At 35.2% G+C, this 21,294-nt stretch carries 19 protein-coding genes, 1 tRNA gene and 1 other RNA gene; 18 read left to right on the top strand and 3 right to left on the bottom strand.

Features of this window, described 5'->3' with window-relative positions; translation table 11 throughout:
* Nucleotides 1–31: 31 nt before the first annotated feature.
* Nucleotides 32–1,012, bottom strand: coding sequence for a Gfo/Idh/MocA family protein (locus MHB61_RS00905; RefSeq protein WP_137016682.1), 981 nt, complete (start codon nt 1,010–1,012; stop codon nt 32–34).
* Between the two features lie 297 nt (nt 1,013–1,309).
* Between MHB61_RS00905 and udk the strand changes: the two genes are divergently transcribed.
* The 3 genes from udk to MHB61_RS00920 all read left to right on the top strand — a co-directional run bounded on the left by udk (nt 1,310) and on the right by MHB61_RS00920 (nt 3,654).
* On the top strand, nt 1,310–1,930 hold the full coding sequence (gene udk, locus MHB61_RS00910; protein ID WP_010906081.1) for a uridine kinase: 621 nt from the start codon (nt 1,310–1,312) through the stop codon (nt 1,928–1,930).
* Nucleotides 1,931–2,146: 216 nt separating this feature from the next.
* Entirely contained in the window at nt 2,147–3,127 is a 981-nt protein-coding gene (gene pta / locus MHB61_RS00915; protein WP_003130342.1) for a phosphate acetyltransferase, read from the top strand.
* A gap of 134 nt (nt 3,128–3,261) precedes the next feature.
* Nucleotides 3,262–3,654 (top strand): hypothetical protein, encoded by a 393-nt coding sequence (locus MHB61_RS00920; protein WP_003130340.1) that lies wholly within the window; start codon nt 3,262–3,264, stop codon nt 3,652–3,654.
* A 44-nt stretch (nt 3,655–3,698) separates the two neighbouring features.
* Here MHB61_RS00920 and MHB61_RS00925 read toward each other — a convergent pair whose 3' ends face one another.
* Nucleotides 3,699–4,484 (bottom strand): Cof-type HAD-IIB family hydrolase, encoded by a 786-nt coding sequence (locus MHB61_RS00925; protein ID WP_003129459.1) that lies wholly within the window; start codon nt 4,482–4,484, stop codon nt 3,699–3,701.
* A 179-nt stretch (nt 4,485–4,663) separates the two neighbouring features.
* Here MHB61_RS00925 and MHB61_RS00930 point away from each other — a divergent pair, with 179 nt between their 5' ends.
* From MHB61_RS00930 to MHB61_RS00960, 7 genes are all read left to right on the top strand, one after another.
* Entirely contained in the window at nt 4,664–6,937 is a 2,274-nt protein-coding gene (locus MHB61_RS00930) for an FtsK/SpoIIIE family DNA translocase (RefSeq protein ID WP_031296358.1), read from the top strand.
* Complete coding sequence (locus MHB61_RS00935) at nt 6,934–7,422, top strand: hypothetical protein (protein ID WP_003129456.1); 489 nt, start codon at nt 6,934–6,936, stop codon at nt 7,420–7,422. Before MHB61_RS00930 ends, MHB61_RS00935 begins: the two co-directional genes overlap by 4 nt.
* A gap of 6 nt (nt 7,423–7,428) precedes the next feature.
* On the top strand, nt 7,429–8,433 hold the full coding sequence (gene holA / locus MHB61_RS00940; protein ID WP_003129455.1) for a DNA polymerase III subunit delta: 1,005 nt from the start codon (nt 7,429–7,431) through the stop codon (nt 8,431–8,433).
* 53 nt (nt 8,434–8,486) lie between these two features.
* Nucleotides 8,487–8,873, top strand: a complete 387-nt coding sequence (gpsB, locus tag MHB61_RS00945) for a cell division regulator GpsB (protein ID WP_003129453.1) — start codon at nt 8,487–8,489, stop codon at nt 8,871–8,873.
* A gap of 134 nt (nt 8,874–9,007) precedes the next feature.
* Nucleotides 9,008–9,391: RNase P RNA component class B (gene rnpB / locus MHB61_RS00950), an RNA gene on the top strand.
* 115 nt (nt 9,392–9,506) lie between these two features.
* Entirely contained in the window at nt 9,507–10,661 is a 1,155-nt protein-coding gene (locus MHB61_RS00955; RefSeq protein ID WP_003129451.1) for a THUMP domain-containing class I SAM-dependent RNA methyltransferase, read from the top strand.
* Nucleotides 10,662–10,808: 147 nt separating this feature from the next.
* Complete coding sequence (locus tag MHB61_RS00960) at nt 10,809–12,815, top strand: cell division site-positioning protein MapZ family protein (RefSeq protein WP_010906077.1); 2,007 nt, start codon at nt 10,809–10,811, stop codon at nt 12,813–12,815.
* A 128-nt stretch (nt 12,816–12,943) separates the two neighbouring features.
* Here MHB61_RS00960 and MHB61_RS00965 read toward each other — a convergent pair whose 3' ends face one another.
* Entirely contained in the window at nt 12,944–14,032 is a 1,089-nt protein-coding gene (locus tag MHB61_RS00965) for a M24 family metallopeptidase (RefSeq protein ID WP_003129448.1), read from the bottom strand.
* A gap of 214 nt (nt 14,033–14,246) precedes the next feature.
* On the opposite strand from MHB61_RS00965, the gene ccpA reads away from it, so the two are divergent.
* The 8 genes from ccpA (at nt 14,247) to aroD (ending at nt 21,244) form a co-directional block, all read left to right on the top strand.
* The gene (ccpA, locus tag MHB61_RS00970; protein ID WP_003129447.1) at nt 14,247–15,245 is read left to right on the top strand and encodes a catabolite control protein A; all 999 of its coding nucleotides are present in this window, start codon (nt 14,247–14,249) and stop codon (nt 15,243–15,245) included.
* Between the two features lie 137 nt (nt 15,246–15,382).
* Nucleotides 15,383–16,348 carry an NAD(P)/FAD-dependent oxidoreductase gene (locus MHB61_RS00975; protein ID WP_003129446.1) on the top strand — a complete coding sequence of 322 codons (966 nt, stop codon included), beginning with the start codon at nt 15,383–15,385 and terminating at the stop codon, nt 16,346–16,348.
* 159 nt (nt 16,349–16,507) lie between these two features.
* A complete protein-coding gene (locus MHB61_RS00980; RefSeq protein ID WP_003129445.1) occupies nt 16,508–17,068 on the top strand; it encodes a CvpA family protein in 561 nt (186 codons plus the stop codon).
* A 44-nt stretch (nt 17,069–17,112) separates the two neighbouring features.
* On the top strand, nt 17,113–19,443 hold the full coding sequence (locus MHB61_RS00985; protein WP_003129443.1) for an endonuclease MutS2: 2,331 nt from the start codon (nt 17,113–17,115) through the stop codon (nt 19,441–19,443).
* 96 nt (nt 19,444–19,539) lie between these two features.
* Nucleotides 19,540–19,854 carry a thioredoxin gene (gene trxA / locus MHB61_RS00990; RefSeq protein ID WP_003129442.1) on the top strand — a complete coding sequence of 105 codons (315 nt, stop codon included), beginning with the start codon at nt 19,540–19,542 and terminating at the stop codon, nt 19,852–19,854.
* 243 nt (nt 19,855–20,097) lie between these two features.
* Nucleotides 20,098–20,301, top strand: a complete 204-nt coding sequence (locus MHB61_RS00995) for a DUF2969 domain-containing protein (protein WP_010906074.1) — start codon at nt 20,098–20,100, stop codon at nt 20,299–20,301.
* Nucleotides 20,302–20,395: 94 nt separating this feature from the next.
* Nucleotides 20,396–20,467 (top strand) — tRNA-Gln (locus tag MHB61_RS01000).
* A gap of 96 nt (nt 20,468–20,563) precedes the next feature.
* Nucleotides 20,564–21,244: a type I 3-dehydroquinate dehydratase gene (gene aroD / locus MHB61_RS01005; RefSeq protein ID WP_003129440.1), complete on the top strand. Its 681-nt coding sequence runs from the start codon at nt 20,564–20,566 to the stop codon at nt 21,242–21,244.
* Nucleotides 21,245–21,294 lie beyond the last annotated feature (50 nt).

Below are 21,294 nucleotides of genomic sequence, written 5' to 3' on the forward strand. Positions count from 1 at the left end.
AAATATTTCTGTCAGTAACTTTTAATGAGCTTTATTTATTGTCAGCATCAAAAACAATGCCAGCACTTTGACGCATTTGGTATGAAGTTTCTGAAACTTCTTGGGCAAATTGATGTAGGTCATAACTTGCAGCAAAATCATTATTTTCTAAGATTTGGGCAAAGTCAACAGCTTCATCATAAAGAGAGTGTTTTGGAGCTTCAATGTCGATTCTAGTTTCTGAACCATCCATAGTAATGAATTTGGCAGAAGTAATCGCATTAACACCATCCAAAATTAAAGTTCCATCAGTAGTATAGATTTCACTAGGAAGATATGAATTCACATTTCCTGCGCATTTAATCGAAACTTTGTAATCTTGATAGTCAAGAATTCCAACACCAGCTAAATTAACGCCTGACGGAAGTAAAACTGCATCATAAGTTGCTTTTTGTGGTTTGCCAAACCAAAAGATTGCAGCATACAAAAGATATACACCAAGATCGGCTAAAAGTCCACCAGAGAATTTTGCATTAAATTTATTAGGGATTTCACCGTTTAAAAGAGCAGGCATTTTTGATGAATATTTTGAATAAGTAAAGTCTGCCCCTTTGACTGTTTTGTCAGCAAGAAAGTCTTTAATAATCGAAAATGAATGTTCATGAATATTTCTGGCTGCTTCAAAGAAGAAGACCTCATTTTCTTTAGCAAGCTTAATAATTTGTGTCAGTTCTTTAGGATTTGAAAAGGCAGGTTTTTCAACAATGACATTATGTCCGGCTAAAATTGCGGCTTTAGCTTGCTCAAAGTGGAGGGCATTTGGACTGGCAATATAGATAATATCAAGTGAAGCTTTAAAAAAATCGTCAAGATTATCGAATTTTTGGATGTCTTTAAAATCGGCAGAAAACTGCTCAGCAGATTCGAGCCGACGGGAATAGACCGCAGAAAACTGAAATTTTTCAGTCATATGGGCAGCATCAATAAATGAGCGAGCAATCCAGCTCGTACCAATTACTCCAAGTTTTAGCATCAAATTCTCCTTTATAGGTGGACAGAATCATTCGTTAGAAGATTCTAAAATTCTGTTAAAAGCTTGTTCTATTATATCAAATTTTTTCTTAAAGGTCATTGCTCTACTATTGAATTTTCAGTAAATAAATTATAAAAATAAGAATTCCAAAGATTCCATGTCACTTATTAAGAGCTTTTGTCAGTAAAATTAAGAGTTTTTGATGTGAACGCTTAAAAAGTAAAGAAATTGTCAGTTGATGACAAAAAGCTCAAAAATTGTGGTAGAATATATAGAAGAAAATTTGGAGAATTAATTTTGAAGAAAACGTTGATTATTGGTGTCACTGGTGGGTCAGCAAGTGGAAAGACAAGTGTTTCACATGCTATTTTAGAAACTTTTTCAAATGAACGAATTGCAATGATTGAACATGATAGTTACTATAAAGATCAATCGCATTTGACTTTTGAAGAACGGACAAAAACGAACTACGACCATCCATTAGCCTTTGATACAGATTATTTAATTGCTCAATTAAAAGAGCTTCAGTATGGACGAGCGGTTGATATTCCGATTTATGATTATGCAAAACATACGCGTTCACAAGAAACTTACCGTCAAGAACCTGTTGATGTTTTAATCGTTGAGGGAATTTTGGTTTTAGAAGATGAACGTTTGCGTGATTTAATGGATATCAAAATATTTGTTGATACAGATGACGATGTGCGGATTATCCGTCGAATTCGCAGAGATATTGAAGAAAGAGGAAGAACTCTTGATTCAGTAATTACACAGTATTTAGATGCTGTTAAGCCAATGTATCATCAATTTATTGAACCAACAAAGAGATATGCAGATGTGATTATTCCTGAAGGGGTCTCAAATACTGTTGGGGTTGATATTATTACGACGAAAATCGCTAGCATTTTAAACGACTAAAAAAAGCTGTCTTTGACAGTTTTTTTGTTTTTGGCTAGTGAATCTCGTGAAAAATTGGAAAAATAAAAAGGCTAATTGTCCTTAAATAGCAATAATGGTAATGCTTACTTTTTTTGTGAAAGTATGATATACTTAATTCGTAACAATTGCAGAAAGGAAATCCGCAACTTAAAGCGGTGGGTTATGAGAAATTTGTAACCAAGGGATTTTGTCAAAATGGAACTTTTTGAATCACTGAAGCAAAAAATTAGTGGAAAAGGCTTAAAAATTGTCTTTCCTGAAGGAACTGATGCACGTATTTTAGGTGCTGCAAATCGTCTTAACGCTGATGGACTAATTACACCTGTCTTTATTGGAAATGTAAAAGAAGTCACTGAAACATTGATTTCACGTGGAATTAATCCTGAAGGCTTTGAGATTTATGACCCAGAAAATTGTGGACGTTTTGAAACGATGACGGAAACTTTTGTGGAACGTCGTAAAGGTAAAGTTACAGAAGAACAAGCAAAAGAGCTCTTGAAAGACCCAAATTATTTTGGAACGATGCTTGTTTATATGAAAATTGCTGACGGAATGGTTTCTGGCGCAATTCATTCAACTGCTGATACTGTTCGTCCGGCCCTTCAAATCATTAAAACGAAACCAGGAGTAAAATCTGTTTCTGGTGCTTTTATTATGGTTCGTGGTCGTGATGACAATGAAAAATATATTTTTGGTGACTGTGCGATTAACATCAAACCAGATGCACCAACTCTTGCCGATATTGCTGTAGCTTCAGCCGAAACAGCTGCACTCTTTGATATTGACCCCAAAGTTGCCATGCTTTCATTCTCAACTAAAGGTTCTGGAAAATCAGAAGATGTTGATAAAGTAGTAGAAGCGACAAAACTTGTTAAAGAAGATTACCCTGAAATTGAAATTGATGGTGAACTTCAATTTGACGCTGCTTTTGTTCCAGCGGTGGCTCGTCAAAAAGCACCAGATTCAACTGTTGCTGGTCGTGCCAATGTCTTTATCTTCCCTGATATTCAATCAGGAAATATTGGATATAAAATTGCTCAACGATTGGGTAATTTTGAAGCGATTGGGCCAATTTTGCAAGGTTTGAACGCACCTGTTTCTGACCTTTCTCGTGGAAGTAACGAAGAAGATGTCTATAAACTTGCAATTATCACAGCTGCCCAAGCTTTAAAATAAATAATGATATTCTGTCAGTAAATTTGTAAATGAATAATTACTGACAAGTCTGTCATTAATCCGCCATTTGAGGCGGATTTTTTTGTTGGTCTAAAAATGTTATAATTAAAGAATCAAAAAGGAAATGAGAAAAAATGAGAAAATCAAAAATTTTTGCTCTAGTAGGGTCGATTATTTTTTCAATTTTGGCACTTGTTGGGCTAATTAGTTTTTGGGCCATTATTTATATGCCAGAGAATTCAGAAATTATGACAGAACTTCAAGATTCAGGATTTGATAAGCAATTATTATCTACCGCGGCGATGATTGCAGCTCTGATTTTAATCGCTTTACTGGCTTTAAATTGGGTGGCTTTTGCAAGATTGACAAAAGAAAAAGGTTGGGGAATTTATTTCTTAGTTGTTGGTATCTTTTATTGTGTAGCCTCTGTTTTTAACGGTGTTGGCTTAATTTTGACCTTACCAGTTGCCCTCTGTTTCATTCTTGCTTATGTCTATCGAAGACGAGAAGTCCTTGAAAATAAATAAAAAAATTACTGACAGACTTTCTGTCAGTAATTTTTTATTAGACTTTACATGATGCCCCAATGATTAAAAGCATTGATGATTCCGTGGTTAGTATTTTCTGTAGAAATAAAATCGGCTAACTCTTTTAATTCAGGAACAGCATTTCCCATTGCCGTTCTGTGGTCAGCTGCTTTGAATAAATCTAAGTCATTGCGACCATCACCAAAGGCAAAAGTTTGACCAGTGAAATTTAGCACCTCTTTGACATGATTAATTCCTGTCCCTTTGTTAGTTGTGCTGTTTGTAACATCAATCGAACTTGGAGAGTTCATGAAAAAGTTAAGTTCAGGAACGCGTTCTTTATAATAATCAACTTGACTGAGTTGATTGGTCAAAACCAAAAGCATATTGACTTCCTGAGAGAGGTAACGTCTAGCATCTGCCTGTGGCATTGGCATATGAGTGTAAGCATAAGCGGTTTTAGCTAAGTCAGTTAATTCACTCACCCAATAACCTTGACTGTCATAAAAAGAAAGGGCTTCTGAGTGAGGACTTGCTGCCTCAAGTAATTTTTCAACACTACTTGTCGGAATTTCTTCTTTATAAATTGTTTCACCATCTAAAACAATATACTGTCCGTTCATGGCAACCGCTCCACTAATCCCAGTTAAACTCATGATTTCATCAAGTTCAAAATGTCCACGGCCAGTAGCAATGAAAGGTAAAACACCATTTTCGCGAATCCGATGAATTCCTTCAATAACTTCTTGGTCAAGTTTACTTTGACTGTTAAGCAACGTTCCGTCTAAATCGAAGAAGGCTAAAGCCTTATAATCATTGATATTTTCCATAATTTTATTGTATCAAATTTATGATATAATTGTAAGTGGAATTATCTATTCTTTTATAAAGAATTTAAATGACTGACAGAACTGTCAGTTTGTGTTAACTATAAAAATAAATAAATATAATTAATATTATTTTACTGACAAACCTGTCAATATTATTAAAAATGAGTGAAAGTAAAAAAATGCCTGCAAAGAAAAAAACAACCAGAAGAAATACTAAAAAAGAACAACAGAAAAAGGCCGCAACACGCAAAATGATTGCTTTTTTTGTTGGGCTTCTTTTAATCTTATTTGCGCTTGCTCGCCTAGGAATTGTCGGAGTCTTACTTTATAACATTGTCCGCTTGTTTGTTGGTTCTCTTGCGATTGTTTTTCTTCTCTTGCTTGCTGGACTAATGATTATTTCCGTCTTTCGTAAGCAAGTTTTAAAAGAAAATAAAAGAATTATTCCAGCCATTATTTTAACTTTTATCGGCCTAATGTTTGTCTTTCAAATTCGACTTCATCAAGGATTTAATGAAACTTTTCATCTTATCTGGTCTGATTTAATGGCTGGCCGTGTCATTCATTTTGTCGGCTCAGGTGTCATTGGAGCATTAATCACCGAGCCTGCTAAAGCCTTGTTTTCAGTCATTGGTGTCTATATTATTGCTGCAGTACTTTGGTTAGTTGCTATTTATCTCATGATTCCAGGACTTTTCCCTAAAATGCGTGAAGATTTACATCAACGTTTAGCGAAATGGAAAGAAAAGCATGCCGAAAAAGTAGAAGCTAAAAAAGCAGCGAAAGCACTTGCTGAGCTAGAAAAAAAACAAGCCGTAGCAGAAAGAGAAGAGCTTCCAGAGGCAGCAGAAAATTCATTATTTACCTCAGCACCTACTGAAATTCCAATAAATATTCCAGAAGCGCCTTTTGAAGAAAATGAAACTGAAAGTCCAGTTTTAGCAGAAGTTCCTCTTGATGATGAACCTGTCAATTTTTCAAATACTAATAACTATAATGGTAACTATAAATTACCAACCATTGATTTACTGGCAGAAGTTCCTGTCAAAAATCAATCAGGCGAACGTGAGAATGTTCGTAAAAATATTGGTATTTTAGAAGAAACTTTCAAATCTTTTGGAATTGGTGCCAATGTTGAATCGGCAGTCGTCGGTCCATCAATTACAAAATATGAAATCAAATTAGCGACTGGAACAAAAGTTTCACGCGTTGTTAATTTATCAGATGATTTAGCATTAGCCTTAGCTGCTAAAGATATCCGAATTGAAGCACCAATTCCTGGGAAATCTTTAGTCGGCGTCGAAATTCCTAATGCCGAAGTTGCAATGGTTGGTTTCCGCGAAATGTGGGAGGCTGGCAAAACTAATCCAAGCAAATTGTTAGAAATTCCTCTTGGTAAATCATTAGATGGTGGAATTCGCACATTTGATTTAACAAGAATGCCTCACTTATTGGTTGCAGGTTCAACTGGTTCAGGTAAATCAGTGGCGGTAAATGGTATTATTACTTCAATTTTGATGAAAGCTTTGCCTAGTCAAGTGAAGTTTCTGATGGTTGACCCTAAAATGGTCGAACTTTCTGTTTACAATGATATTCCTCATCTATTGATTCCAGTCGTAACAAATCCACGTAAAGCTTCACGTGCCCTTCAAAAAGTTGTTGACCAAATGGAAGAACGCTATGAACTCTTTAGTCGTTATGGCGTCCGTAACATTGCTGGATATAATGAAAAAGTACAAAGATATAATGCAGAATCAGATGAAAAAATGCTTGAACTTCCTCTGATTGTAGTCATTGTTGATGAATTAGCCGATTTAATGATGGTTGCCAGTAAAGAAGTGGAAGATGCAATTATTCGTTTGGGACAAAAAGCTCGAGCAGCAGGGATTCATATGATTCTTGCGACACAACGTCCATCTGTTGATGTCATTTCTGGACTAATTAAAGCAAATGTTCCTTCAAGAATTGCCTTTGCTGTTTCATCTGGAACAGATTCACGAACAATTTTAGATACTAATGGGGCTGAAAAATTACTAGGTCGTGGGGATATGCTCTTTAAACCTATTGATGAAAATCATCCGATTCGTTTGCAAGGGGCTTTCTTATCTGACGATGATGTCGAATCTGTTGTGACCTTTATTAAAGACCAATCAGAAGCTCAATATGACGAAAGCTTTGACCCTGGTGAGGTAGATGAAAGTCAAGTTGGTACGGGCGCTTCAAATACAGGCTCTGGTGACCCCTTATTTGAAGAAGCACGAAATATGGTTATTATGGCTCAAAAAGCTTCAACGGCTCAATTGCAACGGGCTTTAAAAGTTGGATTCAATCGCGCCTCTGACTTGATGAATGAGTTGGAAGCGCAGGGAATTGTTGGTCCTGCTAAAGGAACGACTCCTCGTAAAGTCCTTGTTAGTCCAGATGGAGAATTTATTGGAGGAGTAGAAGAGTGAGTGAAGAACTATATTATCGTCACTATTTTCTACAAATCTATGAAATCTTACGAGAAGATGAACAAAATAAAAAACTTTCAATCAAGGAAAAAAATGTTTTAGCTGATGATGATGAGATTTTAAAAGGCGGCATGAAAGCCCCAGTCAGAACACTTTATGAAGAATTAAAGGCAGATAAAAATATCACTTCTTCACAAAAATTTATTCCAGGAGTTGAAGCGTATCGACCGATTACATGGAATGATGCTTTGTATGGAAATAAAATGACGGAAGATGATGGCTTTATCGGTGGGGGCTATGTCACTTTTGACTCTAATGAAAAATATAAATCAATGGAAGAGAGAATAGCCGTACCTGATAATGAAATTGTTAGAAATGCAAAATCAAGTTTTGCTAAACTCTTTCAAGTTGGTTGTTTAGGTTTTGCTCTGCTCATCCTGCTCCTTGTTCTCTTGGGGTTTGCTTTAAAAATGGTAACGAGGTAGTTAAAAATGACAGTATTTGATGAATTTAATGAAATCAAAAGAAAAGGGCTCCCTCAAATTTTAGTAATTTTTGGTGAGTCAAGGGAACTAGTTGGAGAATTGAAAAATCAACTCTTAACAGAGGTTAATTTCGAGCCAACGGATTTGAGCCAGGCTTATTATGACTTAACTCCTAGTAATAGCGATTTAGCCCTTGAAGATTTGGAATCTCTCCCTTTTTTCTCAGATTCTCGGTTGGTAATCCTGGAAAACTTGGTTAATTTAACAACGGCTAAAAAAAGTGTTTTAGATGAAAAACAGTTGAAGCGCTTTGAAAATTTTTTAGATGATCCGCCGGAAACTACGCAACTTGTTTTAATCCTTTATGGAAAATTGGACAGTCGTCTTAAAGTTGTTAAAAAATTAAAAGCTAAAGCAACTTTACTTGAAGCACAAGAATTAAAGAGTCAAGAATTAATTCAATATTTTAGTCGAATAAGTCCTTTACCAAAGGTAGTTTTGAGTTTAATTGCCGCTAAATCAAATGATAATTTTTCAGTAATGAAGCAAAATATTGACCTCGTTCAAACTTATGCACTAGGGCGAGAAGTGACACTTGATGATGTGGAAAAAGTCGTCCCAAAATCGCTACAAGATAATATTTTTGCCTTAACTGATTTAATTTTTAAAGGAAAAATTGATGAGGCGCGTGATTTAGTCCATGATTTGACCTTGCAAGGGGAAGATTTAATTAAAATATTAGCTATTTTGACAAATTCTTATCGTTTGTATTTACAAGTCAAACTTTTCCAAGCCAAGGGTTGGCAAGAAAATCAACAAGTTGCCTTTTTAAAAATGCACCCTTATCCTGTAAAATTGGCCAATCAATTGGTTAGAAAATTAAACGTTAAATCCTTAAAAAATGGACTTTCTGATTTAATTAAACTTGATTTTGATATAAAAACAAGTGCAGCTGATAAATCCTATCTTTTTGATATCACTTTAATCAGGTTGACCTTGAAAAAAAACTGAAAATCTGTTATCATAAATAATGGACATTTTATAATGATGATGAAGAGGTAAAAATGCCGACATTTAAATTTACGCCTAAAGATATCTATGAAGCAGACTTCTCTACAAAGATGCGTGGTTACGATAAAGAAGAAGTCGATGAACTCCTTGATGACGTTATTGCTGATTATGAAACTTATCAGACTGAAAACTTGCGTCTTCAAGAGGAAAATGAGTTTTTGAAGAAAAAGATTGCTGAATTAGAAATGCAAGTTTCTAAACCAAATCAAGCAAATCTTGATGATACACAACGCTTTGACCCTAACCAAATTCTTCAAGCACGTTCAAGTAAACCAAAAGTGGAAATGCGTAATCCAAGTAATTTTGATTTACTCAAACGAATTAATCGTTTAGAACAAGCTGTATTTGGACCTAACGGCATTGCTAGTGAAAACAACTAAGAAAATATAAAATTGAAATGTTTTATGTTCTGCATTAGGTTTAGCAATGAACCTTTTTGCAAACTTCACAAGATGTGAAGGCAAAGATTTTGGTAAATGAACTTTATTGTTCTGCTTAATTTTTGATAAAAACAGTTTTCGGATAATCGCGCGATTTTTTTGTAAATCGTGAGGAAAGTCCATGCTCGCGCGTTGCTGAGATGCACGCAGTGATTGTGCTAGGTCAAACAATAAACCTAGGTAGGAGCGTCATGCCTAACGGCTGGCCAAAACGCTAAGTCTTTTGATATGCGTGAGTAGCCTGTAAAAGTGCCATAGAGACGAGTCTTAGAGGAAACTCTAAGAATGGAACGTGGTAAACCCCTCAAGCGAGCAACCCAAACTTATGGTCGGGGCACTTGACTAGCCAAAATGAAGGCGTGGTCGAGGCTGAAATTAAGAATTTTGGCAGACAGATGATTATCGAAGGGGAGATTCACGAATGTGAATTGAACTGGAACAAAACATGGCTTATAGAAAACTGTATGACACAGGCTGGGGCTTTTAGCCTCGGCTTTTTTTGATAAATAGTGTTTAATTGAAATAGATAGAATTATCTCTGCTCATTTTATGCAGAGAATGGAAAGTTAAAAAATGCAAAAGAAATTCAAGTTATTAGCAACTTCTTCAAGTGGTTTAGAGAGTTTAGTTGCTCGCGAACTTCGTAATCTGGAAATTGAAAATGTTTCAATTGACGACCGTTCACGTGTCTTCTTTGAGGGAAATTTGGCAACAATTGCTAAGGCGAATCTTTGGTTAAGAACGGCTGACCGTGTAAAAATTGTAGTTGGGGAATTTAAAGCTAGAACATTTGATGAATTGTTTGAAAATGTTTATGCGCTTCCCTGGGCAGAGCTTATTCCTTTTGGAAGCCAATTTCCTGTCAGCAAAGCTAAAGCGGTGAAATCAACTTTACATAATGAGCCGTCAATTCAAAGTATCACTAAAAAAGCGATTGTCAAAAAATTACAGACGACATATCATCGTCCTGAAGGTGTTCCAATTCCTGAAAATGGAGCTAAATTTTCAATTGAGATTGCTTTACATAAAGATATGGCAACTGTATTGATTGATACGACTGGCGATTCTTTATTTAAACGAGGCTATCGTTCAGAAAAAGGAGAAGCTCCTTTGAAAGAAAATATGGCAGCTTCGATTATTTTATTAACCAATTGGTTAGCAAATCCTCGTCGTGCTTTTGTTGATCCTACTTGTGGTTCTGGAACATTTACAATTGAAGCAGCAATGCTGGCTTTAAATATGGCACCAGGAATGAATCGTCCTTTTGCTTTTACTGCATGGCCTTGGTTTGATGAAGAAATTTTGAAACAAGAAAAAGCTTTGGCCAAAAAACAAATTCGTACAGATTTAGAATTGGATATTCAAGGTTTTGACATTGATGGAAAAATGATTGAAATTGCAAAACATAATGCACTTGCGGCAGGCCTTTCAGATGTGATAAAATATAAGCAAATGCGACTTCAAGATTTTAGAACTGATAAGCTTGACGGTGTCTTAGTTTCTAACCCGCCTTATGGGGTGCGTTTGGAAGATGAAGAAGCTGTAGCAGCTCTTTATGGTGAAATGGGTAAAACTTTTGCGCCACTAGAAACTTGGAGTAAATACATTTTGACGAGTGATGTCGCTTTTGAAAAGCATTATGGGGCAAAAGCAACTAAAAAACGCAAACTATATAACGGAACACTTAGAACAGATTTGTATATGTATTTCGGAAAACGTATGAAATAAATTTTACTGACAGAACAAAAAGCTATTACTAAAACAAAAAAATTTTAGTGATGACGGCTGTCGGTAAAAATTCAGACGAGTTTGAGCAACTCTCGTTGTCTGATTCACCATTTTATTGGAATTGTGGGAATCTTATTCGGAGGAAAAATGTCAAACAAAAATAAAAAAAATAGAAACAAAAACAAAAATAATAACAATAATAAACCAAAAAATGAGCAACAAATTGGTGAAAAAACTTTGAAACTTCAAGATTTACAAGATTTTACCGTAGGGCAAATTGTTGAAGAATCAAAACGTGTTGATAAAGAAAATGAAGAAAATGAGTCTGTTTTAGATAAATATATTCGTCAGCACCGTGGAGAAATTGAAGAAGCTAAAAGTAAAAATTTGGACGAATTCATTCAGGCAGAACGTACAAATATAGAAGTTCCGGTTGAAGAAGAAAAAGAAGCTAAGTCAGAAAAACTTCAAGAAGTTTCCAAAGAGGAAATCGACGAGAATGATGAATTAGCAGCTTCAAAAATAGATTCTGAAAAAGTTACTGACAGTTCTGATTCTGATTTGTCAGCAGAAAATAAAGACTTAGAAGTTGCTGACAAGGAAAGCGAAGAAACTAAAAAATCAAAAAATGATTTAGTTTTAGATCCAGTTGTGATGGTCGACGCTCCTGTCAGTACTTTGCCAGAGCAAAAAGAAGCTCCGCAAGTTGAAGAAGTCAAGAAAACTGAACCAACTGACGAAGAAGAAGCCGAAAGTCCACAAGATGAGAAGTTAGTTGCTGCACCAGTTATGATGTCAGCAAACGAAGTTCCAATGGACGAGCCAAGTGAACCAGAAATTTCTGAAACTGACGCTGACACTAAAACTGATTCAATAATTGACGAAAAATCAGAAGTTGAACCAAAAGTAACAGAAGAACCAGCAGAAGAAATTAAATCTGATTCAAAAGAAGATTCTACTGAAAATAATCAAGCCCTTGAATCGGGAGCTGAGGAAAAAGTGACAGATTCACCAAAAGAGACAAAAAGTGATATTCCTGATAAAGTTATTACTGCTGAATCAGTTTCACCTCACTTACTAGCTGAAACAACATCCTTTAAAGCAGATAAAGTAGAAGAAAATGCGGCAAAAATTACTGACGAAAAGTCAAAAAATCGTAAAAAACCAATCATTATTGGTCTATGTGCAATTGTCTTAATTGCAGCTGGAGCGATTGGATTTGCCCAATATAATAGTCATCAAAAAGGGAAAACGGTTCAAACTTCTCAAAGCAGTCAGAGTGATTTAGATAAATATCAGAAACAATACGATGCTTTTTTCACTGACAAATCACATACTATTTTGAGAAATAGTCAATTTAGCAAGTTATCAGCTCTTGAAACTTTAGTTGATGCTCACAAAAATTCCATGGCATGGTCAAATGCAGTTTCTGATACAGAAAGCCTAAAAGACCAAATTAATGCGATTAAGAAAGTGAATGCTCTCTTTACTAGCGCAGCAATTACTGACGGAAAACTTGATTCATCAGCTAAAGTAGTGGCAAATGTAAAAGTTCCAGAAACTCCTAAAACAACCAATGAAACCCTGAATAAATTACTGACACAAGCCATTGATTTAGCTAAGAGCCAAGTTGCTAAGGAAAGTTCAGCTAAAGCGTCTGCAAGTGCAGCAGAAGCCAAAGCGAATCAAGGAGCTACTAGCCAAAGTTCTACATCAAGTACAGCTAGTCAAAGCAATTCTACGACGACTCCTTCGTCAGCAGCTTCAGCAGGTTCAAGTACAAATGCCAGCACAAGTAGTAATGCTAATGGTTTGAGTAGCAACGGAGTTAATTTAGAAGTATCAGCAGCACGTGTCCAACCTCAAGCTGGAGTCAACACGAATGATCCTGCTTTCACATGGGGAGCTGGAATTAAAGAAATGGTTCTGAATAAAGCCCGTGAACGCGGCTATATTACAGGAGATAATTATATTTTAGTTCCAACAGCGATTCATACAACCAATGGTTCCCAAGGTTTCCCAGCCGGAATTGTTAGTGGTTATTACAATCTTTATGCACCAGATGGTCGGTATTTAGTATCAATCAATGCTAAAACAGGTTTCTTTGTTGGTAATGGTTCTGGTCATGCTGATAACTTAGATTATGACGCATAGAAAATAAAAAATAATCATCATTTTGATGATTATTTTTTTTACTGACAGAAACTTACTGACAAAAATTTACTGACAAAAAAACTTTCGCCAAAATCAGCGAAAGTTTTTTACTTTTATCAATTATTCGATTAGAAAATTAATAAGTCATGGTCAGTATGAGTGAAGCTTTCACAACCATTTTCTGTTACGTAAAGACAGTCTTCAATACGCACACCTACTTTACCAGGAATATAAATTCCAGGTTCGTTAGAGAAGCACATTCCTTCTTGAATTACGAGGTCATTTCCGGCAACAATAGATGGATATTCGTGAACGTCCATTCCGATACCATGTCCAAGGCGGTGATTGAAATATTCACCATATCCTGCTTTAGTAATTAAATCACGAGCAACAGCATCAACTTCATGTGCAGTTACACCAGGTTTAATGAAGTCCATGGCTGCTTGTTGAGCTTCCTTAACGATTTTATGGATCTCAGCATCAAAGTCATTAGGTTGACCAATAGCGATTGTACGTGTCGCATCAGAAGCATATCCGCCACTCATCACACCCAAGTCAAAGAGCAAAAGTTTATTTTCTTGAATTTCAACATTTTCAGGTGCACCATGTGGATTAGCAGCGCGAGCTCCTGATAAAACAAGCGTGTCAAATGACATCTGTGGAACACCCATACGTTTCATTTCGTATTCAATTTTTGCAACGATATCAGATTCAGTCACACCATTACGTTCAGCAGCAGTGGCAAAACCAATTTCAAAACACTTGTCAGCAAAATCACCAGCAACTTTCATTTTTTCAATTTCATCTGCTGACTTAATCAAACGCATCCGTTCAATCAAAGGAGTCAAATTTACAAAATTAATATCACCAAATTGTGCTTTCAACCCTTCAGTTTTAGCTAAAGGAATATCTGAAAATTCAACAGCAATTGATTTAACATCTGATTTTACATGATTTTTAACAACTTCCCAAGGGTTTTGAGAATCTTCATATCCGAAAATATCCAGACCACTTGTGTGTTCTTTAGCTTTTTCCACTTCCAAAGCAGGAGTAAATAACATCGGAGTTGAATCTCTAAAAATCATCAGCCCAGCAATTCGTTCATGGGGATCAATTGCTAGCCCTGTTAGATAATTTAGAGTTGTCGGATTAGTGATGAAAGTCATATCGACTTCCTTGTCATTCAGAAAAGCTGAAATACGTTCAATTTTGCTCAAAATGGTTCCTCCAATATTTATGAAAATGAGTTTCTTAAATTCTCATGAAAATAAAAAACACTATATTCCCTATTCTACGCTATTTTTATTAAAAAATCACGTAAAAAAACATAGCTGAAGGTTGAAAAGGTTTACAGTTAATGATATAATTTGTAAATAAAAATGGTTTTCATAAATACTATGAATAAAAAGAAAAGAAAGAGGATAGCCAATTATGGTAGAATCAACAACAACAATTTATGATGTGGCACGTGTCGCCGGAGTGTCAATGGCAACCGTTAGTCGTGTTGTAAATGGAAATGCAAATGTAAAGGAAAAGACGCGCCAGAAGGTCTTAGAAGCTATTGCTGAGCTTGACTATCGTCCTAATGCAGTTGCGCGCGGACTCGCAAGTAAACGTACAACAACAGTTGGTGTTATCTTGCCAACCATCACTTCAACTTACTTCGCAGCGATTACTCGCGGGGTTGATGATATCGCTTCCATGTATAAATACAACATGATTTTAGCTAATAGTGATAATGATGTTGAAAAAGAAGAAAAAGTTTTAGAAACTTTCTTATCAAAACAAGTTGACGGAATCGTCTATATGGGTTCATCTTTAGATGAAAAAATTAGAACTTCCCTCAAAAATTCAAGAACACCTGTCGTTTTAGTTGGAACAATCGATGGAGATAAAGAAATTCCATCTGTTAATATTGATTACCATTTGGCTGCTTATCAATCAACTAAAAAATTGATTGATAGCGGAAATAAAAAAATCGCTTATATCATGGGTTCATTGAAAGACGTTGAAAATACAGAACGCATGGTTGGTTATCAAGAAGCTTTGCTTGAAGCAAATATTGAATTTGATGAAAACCTCGTTTTTGAAGGTAATTATAGCTATGAACAAGGAAAAGCACTTGCTGAACGTTTACTTGAGCGAGGAGCAACTTCTGCAGTAGTATCACATGATACAGTAGCCGTTGGACTCTTGTCTGCAATGATGGATAAAGGAGTGAAAGTTCCTGAAGATTTCGAAATTATCTCAGGTGCAAATTCACCAATTACTCAATATACATATCCAACTTTAACTTCTGTTAACCAACCCCTTTACGATTTGGGAGCAGTAGCAATGCGTCTTTTGACAAAATTAATGCTTAAAGAAGATGTTGAACAAAATCAATTAGTTTTGGATCATGAAATCTTTTCTCGTCGTTCTACCAAATAAAAATCAAGCCCTTTTGAGGGCTTTTTTTATTTAAAGTAAAAAGTATTTGACATTTGAGAGAAAAGTCGCAATAATAGAGAGATGATAAAAAGAATTTATTCAATAGATTAAATGAATAAATTGTTAAGGAGTTTGATATGCAAGAATTAGATTTAATTATTGTTGGAGCAGGTCCTGTTGGTCTATATGCGGCTTTTTACGCAGGAATGCGCGGTTTATCAGTTGCAATAATTGAATCAGCGCAAGTTCCAGGTGGTCAACCCCAAAATCTTTACCCTGAAAAATTAATCTACGATATTGCTGGCCTACCAGCAGTGACAGGGGCAGATTTGACAAAAAATCTTTTAGAACAACTAGCACAAATCTCTCATCGATTATTTCTTGGGGAGAGCGTTCAAAAAATTGAAAAAGAAGAGGGAATTTTTTCTGTAACTACTGATAAATCAACCAGAAGAGCCAAAGGCGTTTTGTTGACGACTGGTGCCGGCCTTTTGAAACCTCGAAAGTTAGGAATTGATAACGAAGAAACTTTAGCCAATGAAGGAAAAATATCTTACTTTATCACTTCTCTAAAAGAGTTTGAGGGAAAAAATGTTGCGGTTTTTGGTGGCGGAGATTCGGCTTTAGATTGGTCATTAATGCTTGAAAAAGTAGCTAAAAATGTTCATTTGGTTCATAGAAGAACTGCTTTTCGTGGTCATGAAATTACAGTTGACCGAGTGATGAATTCTAATGTTCAAGTTCATACGCCTTATACTTTTTCAAATTTGATTGAAAATGAATTAGAATTAAAAAAAATAAAATCAGAAGAAAGCTTGAACTTTTCGATTGATAAAATTTTGGTTAATTATGGTTTTTTAACAAATCAAGTGACTTTAGCTGAAAACTTAGAAGTCAGTCGTAATGGTCGCGTTAAGGCCGATTCAATGATGCAATCCAATATTGAGGGACTTTATGTCGCAGGAGACGCAAGTGATTATCCGGGAAAAATGCCCTTGATGTCCGTTGGTTTTGGTGAAGCAGTCCATGCGATTAATGCCATGACGAAAAAACTTGAATTTGACCACCCACTTAGAGGGGGACATTCTTCATCTATTTTTTAAAATAAAAAGCGTATTCTAAATAGGGGTACGTTTTTTTTATGAAATACGGTATAATAGAGAAAGAAAAATGACTTGAACTTAGCTTCATTAATAAAAATGAGCCAAGTTTTATGAGTGCTTTGTTTAAAAAGCAAAATAAAAGTAAATTGGGAATGTTTGATGATATTAAATTTGATTATTTTAGTAGCCTTGGTTTGGGCTTTCATGGTTGGTTACTCACGAGGCTTGATTTTACAAGTCATCTACAGTTTTGGTACGATTATTGCGGCCTTCATTGCAGCCAGTAATTATAAAGAGTTAGCACAAAAATTGAGTATTTGGGTTCCTTTTTCAAATGCCACAGAAAACTCACATCTCTTACTTTTTAGTGATAAGCTTCTTTTTCAACTCGATGATGCTTTTTATGCGAGCATTTCGTTTTTAGCAATTTTTATTGTCGTTTATGCTATTATCCGTCTTATCGGTTTATTTTTACATTTTGCACTTAGTCCTCTGGGAAGAAATGGAAAAATCATTGCTGGAATTTTAGGATTTGCGGCGACTTATTTTGGTTTACAAATGGTCTTGATGGTCTTGAGTTTGGTTCCTATTGCAGCGGTTCAAAGTCAACTTGATGCTAGTTTTCTAGCTCGTTTTATGGTGTTACATACACCGATTTCATCAGGAATCTTGCAAAACCTTTTTATTGAAAATATTGTCCACATTAATCCTCTAGGATAGTGCTAGGGGAGAAATCTACAGATACAACTTGAAATTTAAATAGAATGAATAAAAAAATTCTCCAAATATTGGAATATGATAAAGTCAAAGAACAGTTTATGAATGCTTTGACGACAGCGCAGGGTCAACAAGAATTAAAAGATTTAAAACCTTTGACAGATAAGGAAAAAATTCAGCTCCTTTTTGATGAAGTTGCTGATTTTCGCTTATTGACCCAAGAAAATGGCCTATTAAATTTAGGAAAAACAAATGATTTAACAGAAATACTCAGACGTCTAGAGCTTGAAGCCAGTCTTTCAGGCAAGGAATTCGTTGAAATAAAAAAAGTGATTCAATTAGGGATTAATATTCAACGCTTTTTTGATGAAGCTGAAAATGTTGAAACACCTTCACTAGCTATTACTTTGGAAAAATTGGTTGATTTATCAGCATTAGTCAAAAAATTAGAAATTTTTGATAATGCGGGAAGTCTTTATGATAATGCCAGTCTCGAATTGATGCATATCCGTGCTTCAATCAAGAGTCATCAATCAGAAATTCGGAAAATCATGCAGGAAATGCTGACCAAAAATCTCTCATCTTTGAGTGAAAATGTCATCACTATCCGAAATGACCGACAAGTGCTTCCTGTAAAAGCAGAAAACAAAAATAAAATTGCTGGTGTAGTTCATGATATGTCTGCTTCAGGTCAAACGCTTTATATTGAACCAAATGCGGTTGTTTCATTAAATAATAAACTTAATCAAAAGAGAATTGAAGAACGCCAAGAAATCACAAGAATTTATCGTGAGCTTGCTAGTCAATTAAAACCTTATAGCTTTGATATAAGACAAAATGCTTGGCTGATTGGTCATATTGATTTTGTTCGTGCCAAGTATCTTTATTTAGCAGCGAATAAAGCGACACTTCCAGAATTAACAACCGATAAAGATATTACCCTTTTTGCAGCTCGCCATCCTTTGATTGAAGCAAAAATAGTTGTGACAAATGATATTAAATTTGATGCAGGGCTCAATACGATTGTTATTACCGGTCCAAATACGGGTGGGAAGACCATTACTTTGAAAACAGTTGGTTTGTTGACAATATTGGCTCAATCAGGTCTGCCAATTTTAGCCGCTGATGGCAGTCGAATTCATCTTTTTGATGATATTTTTGCCGATATCGGTGATGAGCAATCCATTGAGCAAAGTTTATCAACTTTCTCAAGTCATATGACTAATATTGTTCATATTTTAGCTCAAGCAGATGAAAATAGTTTGGTCTTGTTTGATGAACTTGGGGCAGGAACTGATCCAAAAGAAGGAGCGGCTCTTGCTATTGCCATACTGGAAAATTTACGTGAACGAAATGTGAAAACCATGGCAAGTACTCATTATCCTGAGTTAAAAGCTTATGGGGTCGAAACGCAACGAGTAATCAATGCAAGTATGGAATTTAACATTGATAAAATGCAACCCACTTATCATTTGCAACTGGGAGTGCCTGGGCGTTCAAATGCCTTGGAGATTTCTAGAAGATTAGGTTTGCCAGAAACCATTATTTCAGTAGCCAGTCAACAAATTTCTGACAGTGAGCATGATGTCAATCAGATGATTGAAAAGTTGGAAGAAAAAACGCGTGAAGTGATTGAAAGTTCAAGAAATATTAAAAAAATTGAACGAGAAAATCAAAGTTTACATAAAGATTTGACGAAAGTCTATAATCAAATTAATCGCGAGCGCGAGTTTGAATTAGAAAAAGCACAAAAAGAAGCTCAAGAAGTAGTTAAAAAAGCGAGTCTTGAAGCGCAAGAAATTTTGAAGAATCTCAATGATAAAGCAGCGTTGAAACCACATGAAATTATTGCTGCTAGAAAAGAACTTGAAGGTTTGGCTCCAACCATTGATTTTTCTAAAAATAAGGTTTTGAAAAAAGCGAAAGCACAAAGAGGACTTAAGCAAGGGGCTGAAGTTAATGTCACTTCTTATGGTCAGCGTGGTAAATTGATTCGTTTAGAAAAAGATGGACGTTGGACGGTTCAGATGGGTTCAATCACGACTCGTTTAAATGAAGATGAATTTGAAGTGATTGAAAGTCCAGAACAAATTCAAGCCAAAACTAAAAATGTCAGCAAGAAGGTGACTTCTAAAGTCAAAGCTCAACTTGATTTACGCGGGATGCGTTATGAAGAAGCAGAACTGGAATTGGATAATTATATTGACCAAGCTCTACTTGCAAATTTGATTCAAATTACGATTGTTCATGGGATTGGAACGGGTGTTATTCGAGAAATGGTACAGAAAAAACTTCAAAAACACCGTCATATTAAATCTTATGAATATGCACCAATTAATGCTGGTGGCTCTGGAGCAACGATTGCTATTTTGAAGTAAAATAATAAATTTCTCAAAATCTATTTTCTTGAAATTTTAAGTGAATTACACTAGAATAGTCTTACTGAAGAAAATTATTTCAATGAAGGAGATAAAATGGAATATAATATTACTGATGCAACGTTTGATGAAGAAACAAAAGAAGGGCTTGTTTTAATTGACTTTTGGGCAACTTGGTGTGGTCCATGTCGCATGCAAGCGCCAATTTTGGAACAACTTTCAGAAGAACTTGACGAATCAGAACTTAAGATTTGCAAAATGGATGTTGATGAAAACCCAGCAACAGCCCAAGGATTTGGCATTATGTCTATCCCAACATTGATGTTCAAAAAAGATGGTGAAGAAGTAAAACGCATTGTTGGTGTTCAAACAAAAGCACAACTTAAAGCCGTTATTGCTGAATTATCATAATAAAAATTACTGACAGAACTTTTTTCTTCTTGAAATAAAGTCTGTCAGTATTTTTTTATATTCAATTCTAGTGAAAAGTTCTGTCAGTAAAAGAGAGTGAAAGCATGGTACATACTGACAAGTCTGTCATTAAAATGAGCGTGACAAAAGGCTTTTAAAATGATATGATTGAGAAAGAAAAATTTCAAAGAAAATAGGGATTTGGAAGGTCAAAAAGACTTTTCAAATTTTGAGGAGTTTAATATGTCAAAGAAAAAAGATACTGAACTTGAAATTATTGATACAGCTGACGGAGCTGTCATTAAAAGTGGAAAAAAAACAATCGCCGAAATTAAAGAAAAATCAGGAAATTTTGTCATTGTTTTTTCAGGTAAAGAAATTGCTACAGTGACTTCTTTTGAAGCAGCTCTTGAAGAAGCAATTATGGCTTATAATCTTTCGATTTAAAGATTTATTTGTGATTGATTTGAAATTTCTAAGTTATAACTTGAAATTAATAAGATAATTTGTTAAAATATTTCTTGTCGTCATAAAGCAATCTTGGGGTATAGCCAAGCGGTAAGGCAAGGGACTTTGACTCCCTCATGCGTTGGTTCGAATCCAGCTACCCCAGTAAAAAAACGTAAAAGGAAACGCTGTTTCCTTTTTTCTTTTTGCGAAAATATGCTAGAATAAGGTAAAACATTTATGAAAATGTAAGGAGAAGTTTATGAGAAAAACAAAAATTGTTGTTCCAATCATGCTGACAGAGTTAGCAGAGCTTGAGAAAGTTTCTGTCAGTGATTATCGAACAGCAGATATTGTTGAATGGCGTGCCGATTTTTTGTCAGCAGATGAAATTTTAGAGATGGCTCCTAAATTCTTTGAAAAATTTAAAGAAAGTAAGATTTTATTTACTTTAAGAACAGTCAGAGAAGGCGGAAATATTCAAGTTTCTGAAAAAAAATATTTACAGATTTTAAAAGAAATTTTGACTTACAATCCCGCATATATCGATGTCGAATTCTTTACGCATGGCCCTTCATTTGCCGCTTTGAAAGATTTTCGGGATAAAATGGTGCTTTCTTATCATAATTTTGATGAAGTTCCGTCCGATTTAACCAATCGGTTGATTAAAATGCACGAAGAAGGAACTGCCTTTGTTAAAGTTGCTGTGATGCCAGAACGTGAATGTGATGTTCTTGATTTATTACAAATCACTCGTGATATGACTTTAGAATACGGTGATCATTTTATCAGCATGGCAATGGGTGACTTAGGACGACTTTCAAGAATTTCTGGCTATTTGACTGGCTCTTGCTGGACTTTTGCAAGTTTAGAAAATTCTAGTGCGCCTGGGCAAATTTCTCTCAAAGAAACAGAGTATATTTTGGATATCTTAGAAAAATAGAGAATGATATAATCAGAGATATTGTTCGGTTATGACAGATAATTTTTTTA

The sequence above is a fragment of the Lactococcus sp. FSL K6-0773 genome (genome assembly GCF_038006485.1).
Lineage (GTDB): Bacteria > Bacillota > Bacilli > Lactobacillales > Streptococcaceae > Lactococcus > Lactococcus lactis.

Excerpts from the sequence above, each read along its gene's own strand:
- ccpA (WP_003129447.1), top strand. The coding sequence starts at position 14,247 with ATGGTAGAATCAACAACAACAATTTATGATGTGGCACGTGTCGCCGGA.
- MHB61_RS00985 (WP_003129443.1), top strand. The coding sequence starts at position 17,113 with ATGAATAAAAAAATTCTCCAAATATTGGAATATGATAAAGTCAAAGAA.
- MHB61_RS00980 (WP_003129445.1), top strand. The coding sequence starts at position 16,508 with ATGATATTAAATTTGATTATTTTAGTAGCCTTGGTTTGGGCTTTCATG.
- MHB61_RS00905 (WP_137016682.1), bottom strand. The coding sequence starts at position 1,012 with ATGCTAAAACTTGGAGTAATTGGTACGAGCTGGATTGCTCGCTCATTT.
- MHB61_RS00955 (WP_003129451.1), top strand. The coding sequence starts at position 9,507 with ATGCAAAAGAAATTCAAGTTATTAGCAACTTCTTCAAGTGGTTTAGAG.
- pta (WP_003130342.1), top strand. The coding sequence starts at position 2,147 with ATGGAACTTTTTGAATCACTGAAGCAAAAAATTAGTGGAAAAGGCTTA.
- MHB61_RS00930 (WP_031296358.1), top strand. The coding sequence starts at position 4,664 with ATGCCTGCAAAGAAAAAAACAACCAGAAGAAATACTAAAAAAGAACAA.
- MHB61_RS00975 (WP_003129446.1), top strand. The coding sequence starts at position 15,383 with ATGCAAGAATTAGATTTAATTATTGTTGGAGCAGGTCCTGTTGGTCTA.
- gpsB (WP_003129453.1), top strand. The coding sequence starts at position 8,487 with ATGCCGACATTTAAATTTACGCCTAAAGATATCTATGAAGCAGACTTC.
- MHB61_RS00920 (WP_003130340.1), top strand. The coding sequence starts at position 3,262 with ATGAGAAAATCAAAAATTTTTGCTCTAGTAGGGTCGATTATTTTTTCA.
- MHB61_RS00995 (WP_010906074.1), top strand. The coding sequence starts at position 20,098 with ATGTCAAAGAAAAAAGATACTGAACTTGAAATTATTGATACAGCTGAC.
- MHB61_RS00960 (WP_010906077.1), top strand. The coding sequence starts at position 10,809 with ATGTCAAACAAAAATAAAAAAAATAGAAACAAAAACAAAAATAATAAC.
- aroD (WP_003129440.1), top strand. The coding sequence starts at position 20,564 with ATGAGAAAAACAAAAATTGTTGTTCCAATCATGCTGACAGAGTTAGCA.
- trxA (WP_003129442.1), top strand. The coding sequence starts at position 19,540 with ATGGAATATAATATTACTGATGCAACGTTTGATGAAGAAACAAAAGAA.
- holA (WP_003129455.1), top strand. The coding sequence starts at position 7,429 with ATGACAGTATTTGATGAATTTAATGAAATCAAAAGAAAAGGGCTCCCT.
- MHB61_RS00925 (WP_003129459.1), bottom strand. The coding sequence starts at position 4,484 with ATGGAAAATATCAATGATTATAAGGCTTTAGCCTTCTTCGATTTAGAC.